This is a genomic window from Methylorubrum zatmanii (assembly GCF_014845115.1).
In the GTDB taxonomy this organism is placed as follows: Bacteria; Pseudomonadota; Alphaproteobacteria; order Rhizobiales; family Beijerinckiaceae; genus Methylobacterium; species Methylobacterium zatmanii.
Genome location: NZ_NKUI01000304.1, coordinates 1 through 15,917, shown reverse-complemented (window position 1 = coordinate 15,917; position 15,917 = coordinate 1). Strand labels below are relative to the sequence as shown.

The following is a 15,917-nucleotide window of genomic DNA, read 5'->3' as shown; positions in this document are numbered from 1 at the left end:
TGGTGCGCGCCGCCGCCGCCTCGGCGATCCCGCTGATCTCCGCCGTCGGCCATGAGACCGACACGACCCTGATCGACTTCGCCTCCGACCGGCGCGCCCCGACCCCCACGGGCGCCGCCGAGATGGCGGTGCCGGTGCGGGCCGAGCTGAGCGCCCAGGTTCACGACCTCGGCGCCCGGCAGGCCGGGACGATGCTGCGGCGGATCGAGCGCGAGCGGGCGGATTTCCGTGCCCTGGTGCGGGCCATTCCCGGTGCCGACGCCTTCCTCGCCGCCAAGCGCCAGCGCCTCGACCTCGCCGATGCCCGGCTGAGGCCGGCGCTCGCCGCCAATGCCCGCGATTCCCGCGAGCGCCTGAACCGCCTCGCCGACCGGCTGACCCGGCGCTCGCCGGCCATCGCGCTCGCCGAGGCGCGGGCGCGGCTCGCCGCCATCGATCACCGCCCGCGCACCGCCATCGCCCGCGCCATCGAGCGCCGCCGCGACCGCCTCGGCGGATTGGCCGGCCTGCTCGGAGCCCTGAGCTACAAGGCGGTGCTCGCCCGCGGCTATGCCCTGGTGCGCGACGCCGACGGCCTGCCGGTGCGCACGCGCGAGGCCGCCGCCGGGACCGCGCGGCTTCAGCTCCAGTTCGCCGACGGCGCGATCTTCGCGCGCCCCGAGGAAGGCCCGGCCGAGATCCCGCCCCCGCCGCGCCCGAAGCGCGCCCCGCGCCGGCCGGCTCCCGAGTCGGCCGCGAAGGCGGAGGCCGTAGCGGAGCCGGCGGCGCGGCAGGGATCGCTGTTCTGATCGTCGGCGCTCCGCTCCCGCCCCCGCGTCGGCCCCGCCTTGCGTGCAAGGCGGCTTGACCGAGCCCGCCGGCTCTGCGTTACAGCCGCCAAGCCCTGTCAGCCCGGAGGAGAGGCGCGTGACCACGACGATCGACTCGGATCAAAAGCTCCACCTCGTCTTCGGCGGCGAGCTGGAAGACGTTTCCGGCGTGCGATTCCGCGACGTGAAGGATCTCGACATCGTCGGCGTCTTTCCCGACTACGCCTCGGCCCAGACGGCGTGGCGCTCCAAGGCCCAGGCCACCGTGGACAGCGCGCAGACCCGCTACTTCATCGTCCACCTGCACCGTCTGCTCGAACCGTGAGCGGAAACGGGGGCGAAACGGCCTCCCATGAAGCCATTGTGACGGCCGGGCACCGCTGGTATGAGCCACGCGGCCGGATGCTCGTGCGGTCTCGGACGTATTGTTTCGCGCGCGTCCCGCGAATGACTGAACAAAGAGCCGAGAGTCACCCGGCATGACGTCGTCCATCAAGATCATCGCTGGCAACGCGAGCCGCCCGCTTGCGGAGGCGATCGCCGCCTATCTCGAGTTGCCGCTCGCGAGCTGCATGGTCCGGCGCTTCGCCGACATGGAGATTTTCGTCGAGCTGCAGGAGAATGTGCGCGGCGAGGACGTGTTCATCGTCCAGTCGACCTCGTTCCCGGCCAACGACCACCTGATGGAGCTGCTGATCATGATCGACGCGGCGCGTCGGTCCTCGGCGCGGCGCATCACGGCGGTGATCCCCTATTTCGGCTATGCCCGGCAGGACCGGCGCACCTCGGGCCGCACGCCGATCTCGGCCAAGCTCGTGGCCAACCTCATCACCGAGGCCGGCGCCGACCGCGTGCTGACGCTGGATCTCCATGCCGGCCAGATCCAGGGCTTCTTCGACATCCCCACCGACAACCTGTTCGCCGCCCCCGTGATGGTGCGCGACATCAAGGAGCGGCTGGCTCCCGGCGAGCGCATGGTGGTCTCGCCGGATGTCGGCGGCGTGGTGCGCGCGCGGGCGCTCGCCAAACGCATCGACGCCTCGCTCGCCATCGTCGACAAGCGCCGCGAGCGGGCGGGCGAGTCGGAGGTGATGAACATCATCGGCGATGTCTCGGGCCAGTCCTGCATCCTCGTCGACGACATCGTCGACTCCGGCGGCACCCTGGTGAACGCGGCGGAAGCCCTGCTCAATGCCGGCGCCAAGGACGTCTCGGCCTACATCACCCACGGGGTGCTCTCGGGCGGAGCGGTCTCGCGCATCGCCGCCTCGCGGATGAAGGAACTCGTCATCACCGACTCGATCCTGCCGACGCAGGCGGTGAAGCTCGCCCGCAACATCCGCGTGATCTCGATCGCGCCGCTCCTCGGCGAGGCGATCGGGCGCACGGCCACGGAATCGAGCGTGTCGAGCCTGTTCACCTGAGAAGCGACCGGGTGCCGGGGCGCCGCCCCGGCCCCATGAAGGGACACGTCCTTTCGAACTGCCCTCTCTCAGCGGATCTCCGCGATCTCGAAGTCGTGCCCGTTCACCGTCACGGTGTCGCCGACGCCCTTGCCGGTCAACGCTCGGGCCAAAGGCGCGACGTAGGAGATCGACCCGGCAGCCGGATCGGCCTCGTCCTCGCCGACGATGCGGAAGATCTGCCGGGTGTCGTCCTCGCGCAGAACCGTCACGGTGGCGCCGAAGCGCACGACATCGTCGTCGAATGCCTCCACCAGCTGCGCCGAGTTCTTCCGGGCGCTCCAGTAGCGCAGGTCGCGCGAGACGCGGGCATGATCGGCCTTGTCCTCGGGCGAGAGGCCGGACAGCTCGGCCTCCAGCCGCGCCACCTCGGCCTCGATCCGGGCGAGGCCCTCGGGGGTCACGAAGTTCGTATCGGAGGGGATCGGACGATCGGGAAGGTCCTCGAAGGCCTCTCCGCCTTCGGGCTCACGGACGAATGCTCTGCTCATGAGAGCCGCAACGCCCAAGGTCGTGCCGGGGTTCCGCCTTCCGGATCAGGCGATGGAGACGACGGTCCGGCCCCGCACCTGTCCCGCCAACAGCCGTTCGGCGCGGCCACCGGCTTCCGCCAGGGGAACGGTCTCGGTCATCCGCGCCAGGAGCGAGCGGTCGAGGTCGCGGGCCAGCCGGGCCCAAGCCTCCCGGCGGGGCGCCTGCGGGGTCGTCACGCTGTTGATCCCGAGAAGCGCGACGCCCCGCAGGATGAAGGGCGCGACCGAACTCGGCAGATCCATGCCCCCGGCATTGCCGCAGGCGGCGACGGCCCCGCCCGATCGCGTCATCGACAGGACATTGGCGAGAACCTTGCCGCCCACCGCATCGATGGCGGCAGCCCAGCGCTCCTTGCCGAGCGGGCGCGGCTCGCCGGCCAGGGCCTCGCGCTCCAGGATCTCCGCCGCCCCCAGTTCCCTGAGGTAATCGGCCTCGCCGCTCCGGCCGGTGGCGGCGATCACGTGCCAGCCGGCATGCTTCGACAGGGCCACGGCCACGGAGCCGACGCCGCCGGACGCGCCCGTCACCAGGACGGGCCCGGCCTCCGGGGTCAGCCCGTGCCGTTCGAGGGCGAGCAGGGCGAGCATCGCCGTGTAGCCCGCCGTGCCGATGGCCATGGCCTCGGCCGGGCTCAGGCCCTCGGGCAGGGGCACCAGCCAGTCGCCGCGCACCCGGGCCCGCTCGGCAAGACCGCCGAGATGGGTTTCTCCGACACCCCAACCCGTCAGCACAACGGCGTCGCCCGGCCGGTAATCGGGATGGGAGGAGGTCTCGACGGTGCCGGTGAAATCGATGCCGGGAATCATGGGAAAGCGGCGCACCACCGGCATCCGGCCGGTCATGGCGAGCCCGTCCTTGTAGTTCAGGCCCGAATGGCTGACCCGGACGGTCACGTCGCCCTCCATCAGGTCGGCCTCGTCGACGTCGCGCAGCGCCAGCGTCTGGCCCGCCTCGCCCTTGTCGATCACCCAAGCCTTGAACGCCGCCATGCTCCGCTCCTCCCGGTCTCGGGTCGAGAGGGGGGAGCTACGGCGGCGCCCCCTCGAATCAAGGCCGCCGCGGACGCGGCGGGCGGGTCAGTAGCCGTCGTAGATGCTGCCCCGCGAGAAGCCGAGACCCACCGCCACATCGGCCGAGGAGGCGCCGGCGATGCCGATCGCGTCCGGGATCGACCCGATTCCGAGCGGGCCGGGTCCGACGCCCGGCGCGGCGGCCGGCACCCAGGCGGCACGGGCGGGCTGCACCAGCACCCGGCGGTAGCTGGTGGCGTAGACCGGCGGCAGCGTCTCCGGGATCGTCTCCGGCGGGCGCACCAGCACGCGCCGGGTCTGCACGGCGTAGCGCGGCGGCGTGGTCACCCAGCAACCGACGAGCTGTCCGTAGGCGTCGTAGCGCGTGACCCAGCGCCGCGCGCCCGGCTCGACCAGGATGCGCTCCGACACCGTGTCGTAGACCGGCGGCGTGGTGCGGTAGACCGTGCGCGGCGGCTGCACCAGCACCCGCTCCGGCACCGTATCGTAGACCGGCGGCGTGGTGACGCGGCGGTAACATTCGGCGCTGACGCAGCCGCCCCCGGCCTGGGCAGGCGCGACGGCGACCGCCGAGGCGGCGGCGGCGAGCGACAGGAGCAGGAGACGCGGACGGAAGCCAGGGGGGGCCATAGAAACCTCGGGAACACGGCGGCGACGATGTTGAAGACGCCGCATTCCGGTCGAGACGTTCGGCGGCGCGCTCTTTCGACGTGCAGATAGCCGCCAAGGTTGCCGCCGCGACAAGGGCGATTGTCGAAGACAGTAAAATTAACCAACGGCTAAGACTACGCAGATCTGAAATCGCTCACTCGACTTGCCGCTCCGATGCGGGACATGGGGCCGCGGGCAGCCGGGTGCCTTGCGGGCGCGTTGCCGGAAAGACTCTCCGGGGCCGGCAGGGGAGGGCAGGTCGGACGGGCCGCTTGTCAGCCCCCCGGCCAAGGGCTAGAGCGCTTCCAAATCGGGCGGCGGCGGTGCCCGGCTCTTTTCAAAACCGTCGCGCGAGGGAATCGCATCCGCGCGTCTGTGCCTCTCACGAAACGCCCGCTGTGCCGTCCGGCCAGGGGGAGGGCTTCCGGACCCGGGAGCTTCGTGAGGCACTCCAAAGCGGGTGGCGGGCCGGTGAGAGGCGCCCGACCCCGCGACAGGAAGCGGATCTAAGGACCGAACGGCCCATGACCTACGTCGTCACCGACAACTGCATCAAGTGCAAGTACATGGACTGCGTCGAGGTGTGCCCCGTGGATTGCTTCTACGAGGGCGAGAACATGCTCGTCATCCATCCCGACGAGTGCATCGATTGCGGCGTCTGCGAGCCGGAATGCCCGGCCGAGGCGATCAAGCCCGACACCGAGGGCAACCTCGAGAGCTGGCTGAAGCTCAACGCCGACTACGCCAAGACCTGGCCCAACATCACGCAGAAGAAGGATGCCCCCGCCGACGCCAAGGAGTGGGACGGGGTGAGCGGTAAGCTGGAGGCGCATTTCTCGCCCAATCCCGGCTCCGGCGACTGAGACCGTCCGCGCCGGCCCGCCCTGCCGGGCATTTGATGGGACGGGGAGACTTTGCGTCGCAGGCCCACGGGCCGGCGAGGAAAGGGCCTCTCCCCCGAAAGCGCTGCGGCCTCCCTCGAAAGAGCCGCGCGCTGGCCGGACGACTCCCTTTTCGCGTCGTATAAAACCTTCGATCCTCCTCAGTGAGGACGCGTTCGCGCGCCGGCAATCCTTTGATTCGCCGGCCCATTCGTGTTACATGAGGGCTCGCCGTCGCTCACGCCCGATGCGCTCCCTCCTCTCGCTCAAGAAGCGGGTTCCATCACCCTGGAATAGAGGTTGGCTGCGATCGACCGCCGGAAGCATTCCGCTCCCGGTGCGTTCTTTCGTGTGGTGGGAGCAACGCGAAGCCTGGGAACCGGCCGGCGCCGCGGCAGCGCGCCTCCGGACGAGGGCATGGGCCGGGTGTCCCACCCCGGAAGTGACGAGCGCGCGGGCGTGAGCGACGCCCCGTGTGGATGACAGTGGAGGCTCATTCCGCATGACCACAGCCAAGAAGACGACGGCAGGCCGTCAAGGCTTCAAGACCGGCGAGGCGGTCGTGTATCCGGCGCACGGCGTCGGGCGGATCACCGCGATCGAGGAACAAGAGATCGCGGGCTACAAGCTCGAACTGTTCGTCGTCTCGTTCGAAAAGGACAAGATGGTCCTGCGCGTCCCGACCGCGAAGGCCAACAGCGTCGGCATGCGCAAGCTCGCCGAGCCCGAACTGGTCAAGAAAGCGCTCGACGTGCTGACCGGCCGCGCCCGCATCAAGCGGACGATGTGGTCGCGTCGCGCCCAGGAATACGAGGCCAAGATCAATTCCGGCGACCTGATCTCGGTCACCGAGGTGGTGCGCGACCTCTACCGCTCCGAGGCCCAGCCCGAGCAGTCCTACAGCGAGCGCCAGCTCTACGAGGCTGCTCTTGACCGCGTGGTGCGCGAGATCTCCTCGGTCAACAAGATCACCGAGACCGAGGCGCTCAAGCTGATCGAGCAGAGCCTCGCCAAGTCGCCGCGCCGGGCCAAGGCCGATGCAGAGACGGAAGCCGAGGCCGACGGCGACGACGACGTGCAGGAGGAAGCGGCCTGAGGCGCCCGCCGCCGGGCTCTCCCCCCGTCGCAGCCACACTCTGATCGCCAAAAGGGCCCGGCATCGCCGGGCCCTTTTTCATGCGCTCCGCACGGCCTCTTGATAATTGCGCGCCCAACGCCACGCGCCCGGAGGGAACAAGCGTCGCACGGATGTGTTGTGCCTCTGCCACGGATGGCCCGACTCCATGGTCCGGCTCGGCGGCTGCGCCGAACCAGAGACCATGCGGTCCGATCCGAGAACGCTCGAACCAAGAACGCTCGAACGAGAGAGGCGGGGATGGCAGAGATCGCGGGGATGCGGCGTCAGTTCATTCGGACAGCGATGGAGGCGCCATTCCTTGCGAGGGATGAGGAACGGGGGCTGGCCGTGGCCTGGAAAGAGGAGCGCGATGAGCGGGCGCTCCACCGGCTGATCTCCGCGCATATGCGCCTCGTGATCGCGCTCGCCGGCCGCTTCCGCCATTACGGCCTGCCGATGGCCGACCTGGTTCAGGAAGGCCATGTCGGCCTGATGGAGGCTGCGGCCCGCTTCGAGCCGGAGCGCGAAGTCCGCTTCTCGACCTATGCCACATGGTGGATCCGCGCCTCGATCCAGGATTACATCCTGCGTAACTGGTCGATCGTGCGCGGCGGAACCAGTTCGGCGCAGAAGGCCCTGTTCTTCAACCTGCGCCGCCTGCGCGCCCGTCTGATGCAGTCGACCGAGGAACAGGTGGGCTCCGAAATTCACGGGCGGATCGCCACCGCCATCGGCGTGTCCCGCGAGGACGTGGCGCTGATGGATGCGCGCCTGTCCGGCCCCGACATGTCGCTGAACGCCCCTGTGGGGGAAGAGAGCGAAGCTTCCTCCGAGCGGATGGACTTTCTCGTCGACGGTGCCGCGCTTCCCGACGAAACGGTCTCGGCCCTGGTCGATGGTGAGCGCCGCCAAGTCTGGCTGCGGCAGGCACTGACGGTGCTCTCGGAGCGTGAGTTGCGCATCCTGCGGGAACGTCGCCTCGCGGAGGATCAGGCAACCCTGGAGGCTCTCGGCCATCGGCTCGGCATCTCCAAGGAGCGCGTGCGCCAGATCGAGAACCGTGCCCTGGAGAAGCTGCGCCGGGCCCTCGCGGAAAAATTCCCGCAGGCGCCGAGCAGCGTCTACGCCTGATACGGGACCCGCTTGATCGGAGCGGGGTCCGTCTCAGCCAGCCCGCGCGGCGTTCGAGCGAAGCCCCGATCCGCCCTCCCGAACGGAGCAACCGGATTTGGGATGAGACCGGCTCCCCGCCTTGCGGGGATCCCGGCTCAGGAAACCGCAACGTCCCGACGACGCCTCATCCGCCACCCCGGAGCATTCCGCTGGGTGGCGGATGGGTTTTGGCGTTGCGCGTCGGCCGGCCAGCGCTCGACCTCCGTTGCCCCCAGAGAGGAGACGATGCGGAACCGGGAGTTTTGTGAGGCCCTCTCAGAAGGAGAGGGCAGCCCGCTCGGCGAGGCGTGACGGGCGTGCGCCGGCGCGGCGCGACTCGCCGGAAGCGGTGGCGAGCACGGTCGCCAGCCGCTTCGTGGCGAAATCGATGAAGCTGCGCGCCTTGGCCGGCAGGAGCCGCGAGGTCGTGACGAAATAGACCGGCGTCGCCGGCAAGGTCCAATCCGGCAGGACGCGTGCGAGGCGCCCGGTGGACACGTCGTTATCGACATTGATGATGTTGGCGCGGGTCAGTCCCTGCCCAGCCACGGCGAAGCGGCGCGCGAGGCTCAAGGAATTGCAGGAGAGGGGACCGCCCACGGTGATGGCGACCGTCTCCTCCCCCCGCACGAGCGACCACGTGGCGGAGGTTCCCTGCGTCGGCACGATGACCTGATGCCGTTCGAGATCGAGGGGCGTCATCGGCGCGCCGCGCTCGGCGAGGTAGCTCGGCGCTCCGAAGATGCCGTTCTCGACCTCGGCCACCTTGCGCACGATCAGCGAAGTCTCGCGCGGCTCCTCGATCGCGACGGCGAGGTCGTAATTGTCGCCCACCAGATCGACGGGGGCGGGTTTCAGATCGACATGGACGTGGATGTGCTCGTGGAGGGCCGAGAACTCGGTGATCACCCCCGAGAGGTGCCGCAGCACCCAGAAATCCGGCGGCGCGGCGATCTTGAGGAAGCCGCTCGGGCCCTTGGCCACCGCCATCATGTCGTCGAAGGTGCGCTGGGCCTCATCGACGAGGCGTGAGACCTGGGCGAGATAGGCCTCGCCATAGGAGGAGGTCAGCGCCAGCTTGCGGGTGGTGCGGTCGAGGAGGCGGAGACCGACAGACGCCTCGAACATGGTAATGCGGCGTGACAGCGAAGAGATCGGCATGCCGAGGGCCGCCGCCGCTTGGCTGAAGCTCTTTCGTCGCGCGACTTCGACGAAGAGAGCCATATCGCGCAAAAGTTGAGGATGCGGCATCGTTGCGCTGTCCACCCAATCATGACGTGACCGTGCGCTTGGCCAGCGATCGGAAGCCATACGCAATCCTCCTAGCCGTCTACCACATCTGCGCGTGACCAGAGCGCGCCTGCCGAAGCCGGAACGGAAAAATTGTTTCGCTCTCTGGAACAATGGTGCCGCAATCGGGGGCTGCATCCCTTGGGGGCCGCTGGGCTCCCGGTTCGGACCCAAGGGGTCGCGATCGCGGACCGGGTCCCAGCACGGCCACGCTCCGGCCAGCCCGAAGCGGCTGGATCGGCAAAGGGACCATCTCAATGGCGGCGTAGGCTGGCAGCTCCCCGCTTTCGGAGCTTGCGAGCGGGCCAGGATTTTTAAAATATCTTTTATATCAATATCTTGAGCCGATTCTTCTCTCCTCCGGAGAGGCCCGAAGCCACCTTTTTTCGAAAGAAGCGCCAGGAAGCGCAAAGACCCGCTTGCGGCCAAGAAAAGTGCCGGCTATAAGCCTGCTCGTCGCCCCACGGCGGGGCGGCATCGGAGTGTAGCGCAGTCTGGTAGCGCACCACGTTCGGGACGTGGGGGTCGCAGGTTCAAATCCTGCCACTCCGACCAAGCAAGAAGAGAAACGCCTTTCAAGGCGTCGAGCACAATAAAGGGCGCCCGTAGCTCAGCTGGATAGAGCACCAGACTACGAATCTGGGGGTCAGAGGTTCGAATCCTTTCGGGCGCGCCATTCCTTCTTTTTCCTCGCCTTTTCGGCGGGATAGGACCCTACCAGGGTCGGGGTTAGTACCCTGCTTGTGGACCCTCATTCGTCGGTGAGAGCACCGCTCGCTCGCTGAGCGTCTCAGCGAATCGAAGACGCTGATCGAGCCCAGCAGAGCGACCGTCTCGAAGGCATCCTCCAAGCTGGTCGCTCATCGTTGGTTCCCTCTGATCACGCCGCCCTGGGCTGCGCTGGCTCCTCAATCTCCAGATCGCCGGACGACCTGAGCTTCATGGCCGCGCTGTCAGCACCGGCCGTGACCTCCTGTGCGTCACCGTTCAAAGGCGGCAGCTCCGTTTCTTGCCCGGTGAGGCCGATGAGGGTGACCTCATGGCCGATCACGAAGGCTTGGAGCCGGAGCAGGTTTTCTTCCTGCCCTTGAAGCCTATCGCGGAGCCGGCTGGCATCGACGACGTGCATGTCCATCAGGTCCTGCAAACCCGCGCAGATCACTGCCTCGAAGCTCCCGGCTCGTTCCTGCATCTGCGTGCGCAAGCTCGTCAGATGGCGGCCGAGTTCGTCCTCCATCCGGGCGCGCTTGCCGTTCTGCTCCTCCAGGAACTCGACCTTCTTCGTGAGAGCCTCAACCTTTTCCATGGCCTTGCGCAGGGCCGCGACGAGCTTGGCGGGATCGAACTCCGTCATTCGTCGTCCTCCGTCCCTGCGATGAGGCCCTGGGGATCGTAGAGGGCGTGGCGCTTGGGTGCGTTCGCCTTCTTCGACCGCTTGTTTGCATAGTGCGGCCCGACGTGGTTCTGAACTGCGTCGGCATCGTCAAGCAGCTCGCCTCGGCGGAGGATCCGCTCGTCGCGATCCCGATCAATGCCATCCTGCCGCATCGCTTGGCGCGGCTCGCCGATCTCGTCGGCGCGCGCCTGGTCCATATCAGCACCGATTGCGTCTTCACCGGCCGCAAGGGCGATTACCGCGAGAGCGACGCTTCGGATGCGGAGGATCTCTACGGCCGCTCGAAGCTCCTCGGCGAGGTCGATTACCCGAACGCCGTGACGCTGCGCACCTCGATCATCGGCCGCGAGGTCGGCAGCCGCAACGGCCTGGTCGAGTGGTTCCTGTCGCAGAGCGGCCGCGTGCGCGGCTACCGCAAGGCGATCTTCTCCGGCCTGACCACGGACGAGCTGGCGCGGGTCATCGCCGAGCACGTGCTGCCGAACCCCGACCTGCGCGGCGTCTATCACGTCAGCGTCGATCCGATCAGCAAGTTCGACCTGCTCGGGATCGTCAAGGAGATCTACGGCGTCGCGACCGAGATCGAGCCCGACGACGCCGTGGCCATCGATCGCTCCCTCAACTCGGACCGGTTCCGGGCGGCCGCCGGCTACGCGCCGCCCGCTTGGCCAGACCTGATCCGCAACATGCGTCGCTTCGACGACGAATTCTTCTCACAGGCCCGCTGATGTTCTCCGGCAAGACCCTTCTCATCACCGGCGGCACCGGCTCGTTCGGCAACGCCGTCATCCAGCGCTTCCTGGCCACCGATATCGGCCAGATCCGCGTCTTCAGCCGGGACGAGAAGAAGCAGGAGGACATGCGGCTCCTGCTGCGCGATCCGCGGATCCGCTTCTTCATCGGCGACGTGCGCGAGTACAACTCGATCGCGCAGGCGGTGAAGGGCGTGGACTACATCTTCCACGCGGCGGCGCTGAAGCAGGTGCCGTCCTGCGAGTTCTACCCGATGGAAGCGGTGCGCACGAACATCCTCGGCGCCGAGAACGTGCTGAACGCCGCCGTCGACAACGGCGTCGAGCGGATGGTCGTGCTCTCGACCGACAAGGCGGTCTACCCGATCAACGCCATGGGCCTGTCCAAGGCGATGATGGAGAAGCTGACGATCGCCAAGTCGCGCATGCTCGCCAAGGACGACACGATCCTGTGCGCCACGCGCTACGGCAACGTCATGGCCTCGCGCGGCTCGGTGATCCCGCTCTTCGTCAACCAGATCAAGGAGGGGCGGGACATCACCATCACCGACCCGGCGATGACGCGCTTCCTGATGTCGCTGGAGGATTCGGTCGATCTCGTGCTGTTCGCCTACCAGAACGGGCGCCAGGGCGACATCTTCGTGCAGAAGGCCCCCGCCTGCACGGTGGAGGATCTGGCCGAGGCCCTGCGGACGATCTTCGAGGCCCGGAACGAGGTCCGGATCATCGGCACGCGCCACGGCGAGAAGCTCTACGAATCCCTGGTCTCGCGGGAGGAGATGGCCCGCGCCGAGGACATGGACGGGTTCTACCGCATCCCCGCCGACGACCGTGACCTGAACTACTCGAAGTTCTTCACCTCCGGCGAGACGGCGATCTCGGCCGCCGACGATTACACCTCGCACAACACGCAGCGGCTGAACCGGCAGCAGGTCATCGAGCTGTTGCTGAAGCTCGACTACATCCAGCAGGCCCTGAAGCCCGCCCCGCGGGCCAAGGCCGCCTCGTAAATCTCGACCCGGGACAAGCCCCTTGCGCAAGATCCTCACCCTGGTCGGGACGCGGCCCGAACTCGTCAAGATGTCGCTGGTGATCCGCAAGCTGGATCGGCTGACGAACCATGTTCTGGTCCATACCGGCCAGAACTACGATTACGAACTCAACCAGATCTTCTTCGACGATCTCGGCATCCGCAAACCCGACCACTTCCTCGACGCGGCCGGCCCCAACGCCGCCGCGACGATCGCCCGGGTGATCGAGCGGGCCGACGAGGTGCTCGCCCAGGAGCAGCCCGACGCGGTGATGATCTACGGCGACACCAATTCGGGCCTCGCCGTGATCCCGGCCAAGCGCCGCAAGATCCCGGTCTTCCACATGGAGGCGGGCAATCGCTGCTTCGACCAGCGGGTGCCGGAGGAGATCAACCGCAAGATCATCGATCACCTGAGCGACGTGAACCTCGTCCTCACCGAGCATGCCCGCCGCTACCTGCTGGACGAGGGCCTGCCGGGGCAGCGGATCTTCAAGGTCGGCTCGCATATGGAAGAGGTGCTGGCCGAGTTCCGCCCGAAGATCGAGGCCTCCGACGTGCTGGCCCGGCTCGGCCTCGAACCCGACCGGTTCTTCATCGTCTCGGCGCATCGCGAGGAGAACGTCGATTCGCCGGCCCGGCTGCGGGTTTTCCTCCAGGAGCTGGGCCGCCTGCACGCGGCCTTCGGCCTGCCCATCGTCGTCTCGACCCATCCGCGCACCCGCGCCCGGCTCGAGGCGGTGGGCGACATCGCCCTGCCGGACAGCGTGCGCTTCCTGCCGCCCTTCGGCTTCATCGACTATGTGAAGCTGCAGACGAGCGCCCATTGCGTCCTGTCCGACAGCGGCACCATCGCCGAGGAATCCGCGCTGCTCGACCTGCCGGCGGTCACCTTCCGCGACGCGCATGAGCGGCCCGAGGGCATGGATGCCGGCACGCTGATCGTGGCGCCGCTCGGCAAGGTCGATCTGGTCGAGGCGGTGAAGGCCGTGCGCGACGGCTACGGTGAAGGCCGCCGCTTCGCCGGCGCCGTGCCGGATTACCAGGGCGGCGCGGTCTCGACCAAGGTCGTGCGGATCGTCCTGTCCTATATCGATCAGGTCAACCACACGGTGTGGTCGAAGCCGGGCCCGTTCTGAGCCTCCGAGATCCGGGATCCCAAAGGGCCTCGGGGCCCTTTGGCGGGTTCTCGGAGCGGAGCCCTGAGCGGCGCCGCCGTGACCTACTCCGCCGCCGTCTGCGCCCATCCCTCGCCGGCCATCCAGGCGGCGAGATCCGCGCGGGCCCGGTCGGTCAGCGCCCGCTTCTTGAGGGCGGCCTTCTCGGGCCCCCGCAGGCGCTTGCCGGTCTCGTTGCGCGGCATCCGCTCCAGCGGCGGGAACAGCCCGAAATTCACGTTCATCGGCTGGAACGAGCGGGGGGCGTTGCGCTCCGCCTCCTCGGCCACCTCGACATGGCCGCCGGTGATGTGGCCGATCAGCGCGCCCAAAGCCGTGGTCGGGGGCAGGGGGCCGAGGCTCCGGCCCTCCGCCTCGGCCAGGGCGTAGCGGCCGGCCATCAGCCCGACGGCGGCGCTCTCGACATAGCCCTCGCAGCCGGTGATCTGCCCGGCGAAGCGAAGGGAGGGCCGCGCCTTCAGCCGCAGGGTCGCGTCGAGCAGGCGCGGGCTGTCGAGATAGGTGTTGCGGTGCAGGCCGCCGAGCCGGGCGAACTCGGCCTTCTCCAGCCCCGGGATGGTGCGGAAGACGCGGACCTGCTCGGCGTGGCGCAGCTTGGTCTGGAAGCCCACCATGTTGAACAGGGTGCCCAGCGCGTTGTCCTGGCGCAGCTGGACGATGGCGTAGGCCTTCACCGTCGGGTTGTGCGGGTTGGTGAGCCCGACCGGCTTCATCGGCCCGTGGCGCAGGGTCTCGGGGCCGCGCTCGGCCATCACCTCGATCGGCAGGCAGCCGTCGAAATAGGGGGTCGAGGCCTCCCATTCCTTGAAGCTGGTCTTCTCGCCCGCGATCAGCGCGGCGACGAAGGCCTCGTACTGCTCCCGGTCCATCGGGCAGTTGAGATAGTCCGCCCCGGTGCCGCCGGGCCCGGCCTTGTCGTAGCGCGACTGGAACCACGCCTTGCCCATGTCGATCGACTCACGGTGGACGATCGGGGCGATGGCGTCGAAGAAGGCGAGGGATTCCTTGCCGGTCAGCGCCCCCACCGCCTCGGCCAGGGCCGGGGAGGTGAGGGGACCGGTGGCGAGGATGGTCGAGCCCCACTCCTCCGGCGGCAATCCGGCGACCTCCTCGCGGAGGATCGTGATGTTCGGATGCTCCTCCAGCGCCGTCGTGACGGCGCGCGAGAAGCCCTCGCGGTCGACGGCGAGCGCGCCGCCCGCGGGCACTTGGTGGGCATCGGCCGCGCGCATGATCAGCGAACCCAAGGTCCGCATCTCCTGATGCAGCAGGCCGACGGCGTTGCCGTTGGCATCGTCCGAGCGGAAGGAATTCGAGCAGACCAGCTCGGCGAGGCCGTCGCTCTGGTGGGCGTCGGTGCCGCGCACGGGGCGCATCTCGTGGAGCACGACCTTGCGGCCGCCCTGCGCGATCTGCCAAGCCGCCTCGGAGCCGGCGAGGCCGCCGCCGACAATATGGATCGGGTTCGTCATCGCGACGGGATAGAACCAGGCAGGCCCGCGATCAATGCGGCGGCCCGCATCGTCATGCCCGGAGCCGTCGCGGGGACCGGAGCGGCGGGTCGTCATGACGGCTAACGCGCCGCCGAGCGGCGAGGGGGGCACCGATGGAGCGGGAACAGACCGAGCGGGTCCTCATCGCCGGGGGCGGCATTGCCGGCCTCGCCCTGCGGCGGGCGCTGCAGCGGCGCGGCATCCCGTCGCTCACCTGGGAGCGGCGCGCGGAACCGGCGGATGCGGGCCTCGCCATCAACCTGCCGGGCAACGCGGTCCAGGCGCTGGCACAGCTCGGCCTGGCGCAGGAGCTGGGCGCCCTCGGGTCTCCCATCCGCCGCCGCGAATACCGCACCGAGACCGGGCGCCTGCTGTTCGCGGTCGACGAGGACGCGTTCTGGGGCGCGGACAGGGTTCCGCGCTGCCTGCGCCGGGCCGACCTGATGCGCCTCCTGGCGCTCGGCCTGCCTCCGGACGACCTCCGGCGGGATCGCGGAATCGCCGCGTTTCACCAGAAGGACGGAGGCGTCGCCGTCACCCTCACGGATGGCGGCGTCGAGGCCGGCGGGCTGCTCGTCGGCGCGGACGGGGTGCATTCGACGATCCGGCGCGGCCTGTTCGGCGAGCGTGCGCTCGGCGCGGCGATGCTGGCTCCCGCCAGCTGGCGCTTCATGGTGCCGAATCCGGGGGTGGAGGCCTGGACGCTCTGGGCCGGCGCCGGGAGCCTGTTCCTGCTCATCCCCGTTGATCGCGGCGACGCCTATGCCTGGATGTCGGCCGGCGGGATCGCGACGGCGCGTCCCGATCCGGCCCTGCTGCGGAGCGTGTTCGCCCGCTATCCCCGCCCCGTCCGCGATGCCCTCGACGCGGCCCTGGCGCGGCCGGACACGATCCATCACTCGCCCCTGGAGGAGGTGCGCATCCCCCACTGGCACCGGGGTCGCGTCCTGCTCGCGGGCGACGCGGCGCATGCCACCGCGCCGGTCTGGGCGCAGGGGGCCGCCCTCGCCCTGGAGGATGCGCTGGTGCTGGCCGACCGGCTCGCCGGGGGTGGGGATTGGATCTTATACAAATCTTACGCTGCTGACGAATGAGGCGGGTGTGATATATTGGCGTTATCAGATGTGATGAGTATCAAAG

16 protein-coding genes and 2 tRNA genes are annotated in these 15,917 nt (G+C 68.8%); 12 read left to right on the top strand and 6 right to left on the bottom strand.

Going from position 1 to position 15,917, the window contains the following annotated elements; genetic code table 11:
• The 3 genes from MZTS_RS24045 to MZTS_RS24035 form a co-directional block, all read left to right on the top strand.
• Positions 1 to 788: exodeoxyribonuclease VII large subunit (locus MZTS_RS24045; RefSeq protein WP_281397093.1), on the top strand; the 788-nt coding region annotated here is incomplete at its 5' end.
• Between the two features lie 118 nt (positions 789 to 906).
• Entirely contained in the window at positions 907 to 1,134 is a 228-nt protein-coding gene (locus tag MZTS_RS25560) for a DUF4170 domain-containing protein (RefSeq protein WP_009863432.1), read from the top strand.
• Positions 1,135 to 1,288: 154 nt separating this feature from the next.
• The gene (locus MZTS_RS24035; protein WP_192285798.1) at positions 1,289 to 2,233 is read left to right on the top strand and encodes a ribose-phosphate pyrophosphokinase; all 945 of its coding nucleotides are present in this window, start codon (positions 1,289 to 1,291) and stop codon (positions 2,231 to 2,233) included.
• 68 nt (positions 2,234 to 2,301) lie between these two features.
• Here the strand turns inward: MZTS_RS24035 and greA are convergent, their stop codons facing one another.
• The 3 genes from greA to MZTS_RS24020 form a co-directional block, all read right to left on the bottom strand.
• Positions 2,302 to 2,763, bottom strand: a complete 462-nt coding sequence (greA, locus tag MZTS_RS24030) for a transcription elongation factor GreA (protein WP_192285796.1) — start codon at positions 2,761 to 2,763, stop codon at positions 2,302 to 2,304.
• A gap of 45 nt (positions 2,764 to 2,808) precedes the next feature.
• A complete protein-coding gene (gene acuI / locus MZTS_RS24025) occupies positions 2,809 to 3,795 on the bottom strand; it encodes an acrylyl-CoA reductase (NADPH) (RefSeq protein ID WP_192285794.1) in 987 nt (328 codons plus the stop codon).
• An 87-nt stretch (positions 3,796 to 3,882) separates the two neighbouring features.
• A complete protein-coding gene (locus MZTS_RS24020; protein ID WP_192285792.1) occupies positions 3,883 to 4,467 on the bottom strand; it encodes a hypothetical protein in 585 nt (194 codons plus the stop codon).
• A 545-nt stretch (positions 4,468 to 5,012) separates the two neighbouring features.
• On the opposite strand from MZTS_RS24020, the gene fdxA reads away from it, so the two are divergent.
• From fdxA to MZTS_RS24005, 3 genes are all read left to right on the top strand, one after another.
• Entirely contained in the window at positions 5,013 to 5,351 is a 339-nt protein-coding gene (fdxA, locus tag MZTS_RS24015) for a ferredoxin FdxA (protein ID WP_192285790.1), read from the top strand.
• Between the two features lie 520 nt (positions 5,352 to 5,871).
• Positions 5,872 to 6,465: a CarD family transcriptional regulator gene (locus MZTS_RS24010; protein ID WP_192285788.1), complete on the top strand. Its 594-nt coding sequence runs from the start codon at positions 5,872 to 5,874 to the stop codon at positions 6,463 to 6,465.
• 279 nt (positions 6,466 to 6,744) lie between these two features.
• Positions 6,745 to 7,617 (top strand): RNA polymerase factor sigma-32, encoded by an 873-nt coding sequence (locus MZTS_RS24005; RefSeq protein WP_192285786.1) that lies wholly within the window; start codon positions 6,745 to 6,747, stop codon positions 7,615 to 7,617.
• Between the two features lie 297 nt (positions 7,618 to 7,914).
• Here the strand turns inward: MZTS_RS24005 and MZTS_RS24000 are convergent, their stop codons facing one another.
• Positions 7,915 to 8,862 (bottom strand): LysR family transcriptional regulator, encoded by a 948-nt coding sequence (locus tag MZTS_RS24000; RefSeq protein ID WP_246482259.1) that lies wholly within the window; start codon positions 8,860 to 8,862, stop codon positions 7,915 to 7,917.
• Positions 8,863 to 9,406: 544 nt separating this feature from the next.
• Here MZTS_RS24000 and MZTS_RS23995 point away from each other — a divergent pair.
• Both MZTS_RS23995 and MZTS_RS23990 read left to right on the top strand, forming a co-directional pair.
• A tRNA-Pro gene (locus MZTS_RS23995) sits at positions 9,407 to 9,483 on the top strand.
• Positions 9,484 to 9,527: 44 nt separating this feature from the next.
• Positions 9,528 to 9,604: transfer RNA gene (locus MZTS_RS23990), tRNA-Arg, on the top strand.
• A gap of 204 nt (positions 9,605 to 9,808) precedes the next feature.
• Here MZTS_RS23990 and MZTS_RS23985 read toward each other — a convergent pair.
• A complete protein-coding gene (locus tag MZTS_RS23985; RefSeq protein WP_009865368.1) occupies positions 9,809 to 10,282 on the bottom strand; it encodes a hypothetical protein in 474 nt (157 codons plus the stop codon).
• A 47-nt stretch (positions 10,283 to 10,329) separates the two neighbouring features.
• On the opposite strand from MZTS_RS23985, the gene MZTS_RS23980 reads away from it, so the two are divergent.
• From MZTS_RS23980 to wecB, 3 genes are read left to right on the top strand one after another with little or no spacing between them, the layout of a single operon-like run.
• Positions 10,330 to 11,052, top strand: a complete 723-nt coding sequence (locus MZTS_RS23980; RefSeq protein ID WP_343068853.1) for a dTDP-4-dehydrorhamnose reductase family protein — start codon at positions 10,330 to 10,332, stop codon at positions 11,050 to 11,052.
• The gene (locus tag MZTS_RS23975) at positions 11,052 to 12,086 is read left to right on the top strand and encodes a polysaccharide biosynthesis protein (protein WP_192285782.1); all 1,035 of its coding nucleotides are present in this window, start codon (positions 11,052 to 11,054) and stop codon (positions 12,084 to 12,086) included. Before MZTS_RS23980 ends, MZTS_RS23975 begins: the two co-directional genes overlap by 1 nt.
• 22 nt (positions 12,087 to 12,108) lie before the next feature.
• A complete protein-coding gene (gene wecB / locus MZTS_RS23970; protein ID WP_009866689.1) occupies positions 12,109 to 13,245 on the top strand; it encodes a non-hydrolyzing UDP-N-acetylglucosamine 2-epimerase in 1,137 nt (378 codons plus the stop codon).
• Between the two features lie 83 nt (positions 13,246 to 13,328).
• Here the strand turns inward: wecB and trmFO are convergent, their stop codons facing one another.
• Positions 13,329 to 14,756 carry a methylenetetrahydrofolate--tRNA-(uracil(54)-C(5))-methyltransferase (FADH(2)-oxidizing) TrmFO gene (gene trmFO / locus MZTS_RS23965; RefSeq protein ID WP_192285800.1) on the bottom strand — a complete coding sequence of 476 codons (1,428 nt, stop codon included), beginning with the start codon at positions 14,754 to 14,756 and terminating at the stop codon, positions 13,329 to 13,331.
• 134 nt (positions 14,757 to 14,890) lie between these two features.
• On the opposite strand from trmFO, the gene MZTS_RS23960 reads away from it, so the two are divergent.
• Complete coding sequence (locus MZTS_RS23960) at positions 14,891 to 15,871, top strand: FAD-dependent monooxygenase (protein WP_192285780.1); 981 nt, start codon at positions 14,891 to 14,893, stop codon at positions 15,869 to 15,871.
• Positions 15,872 to 15,917 lie beyond the last annotated feature (46 nt).

Bases quoted from the DNA above. Each gene is read 5' to 3' on its own strand.
- fdxA (WP_192285790.1), top strand. From the start codon at position 5,013: ATGACCTACGTCGTCACCGACAACTGCATCAAGTGCAAGTACATGGAC.
- greA (WP_192285796.1), bottom strand. From the start codon at position 2,763: ATGAGCAGAGCATTCGTCCGTGAGCCCGAAGGCGGAGAGGCCTTCGAG.
- MZTS_RS24020 (WP_192285792.1), bottom strand. From the start codon at position 4,467: ATGGCCCCCCCTGGCTTCCGTCCGCGTCTCCTGCTCCTGTCGCTCGCC.
- MZTS_RS24005 (WP_192285786.1), top strand. From the start codon at position 6,745: ATGGCAGAGATCGCGGGGATGCGGCGTCAGTTCATTCGGACAGCGATG.
- trmFO (WP_192285800.1), bottom strand. From the start codon at position 14,756: ATGACGAACCCGATCCATATTGTCGGCGGCGGCCTCGCCGGCTCCGAG.
- MZTS_RS23985 (WP_009865368.1), bottom strand. From the start codon at position 10,282: ATGACGGAGTTCGATCCCGCCAAGCTCGTCGCGGCCCTGCGCAAGGCC.
- MZTS_RS24035 (WP_192285798.1), top strand. From the start codon at position 1,289: ATGACGTCGTCCATCAAGATCATCGCTGGCAACGCGAGCCGCCCGCTT.
- MZTS_RS24010 (WP_192285788.1), top strand. From the start codon at position 5,872: ATGACCACAGCCAAGAAGACGACGGCAGGCCGTCAAGGCTTCAAGACC.
- acuI (WP_192285794.1), bottom strand. From the start codon at position 3,795: ATGGCGGCGTTCAAGGCTTGGGTGATCGACAAGGGCGAGGCGGGCCAG.
- MZTS_RS23960 (WP_192285780.1), top strand. From the start codon at position 14,891: ATGGAGCGGGAACAGACCGAGCGGGTCCTCATCGCCGGGGGCGGCATT.
- MZTS_RS24000 (WP_246482259.1), bottom strand. From the start codon at position 8,862: ATGGCTCTCTTCGTCGAAGTCGCGCGACGAAAGAGCTTCAGCCAAGCG.
- MZTS_RS23975 (WP_192285782.1), top strand. From the start codon at position 11,052: ATGTTCTCCGGCAAGACCCTTCTCATCACCGGCGGCACCGGCTCGTTC.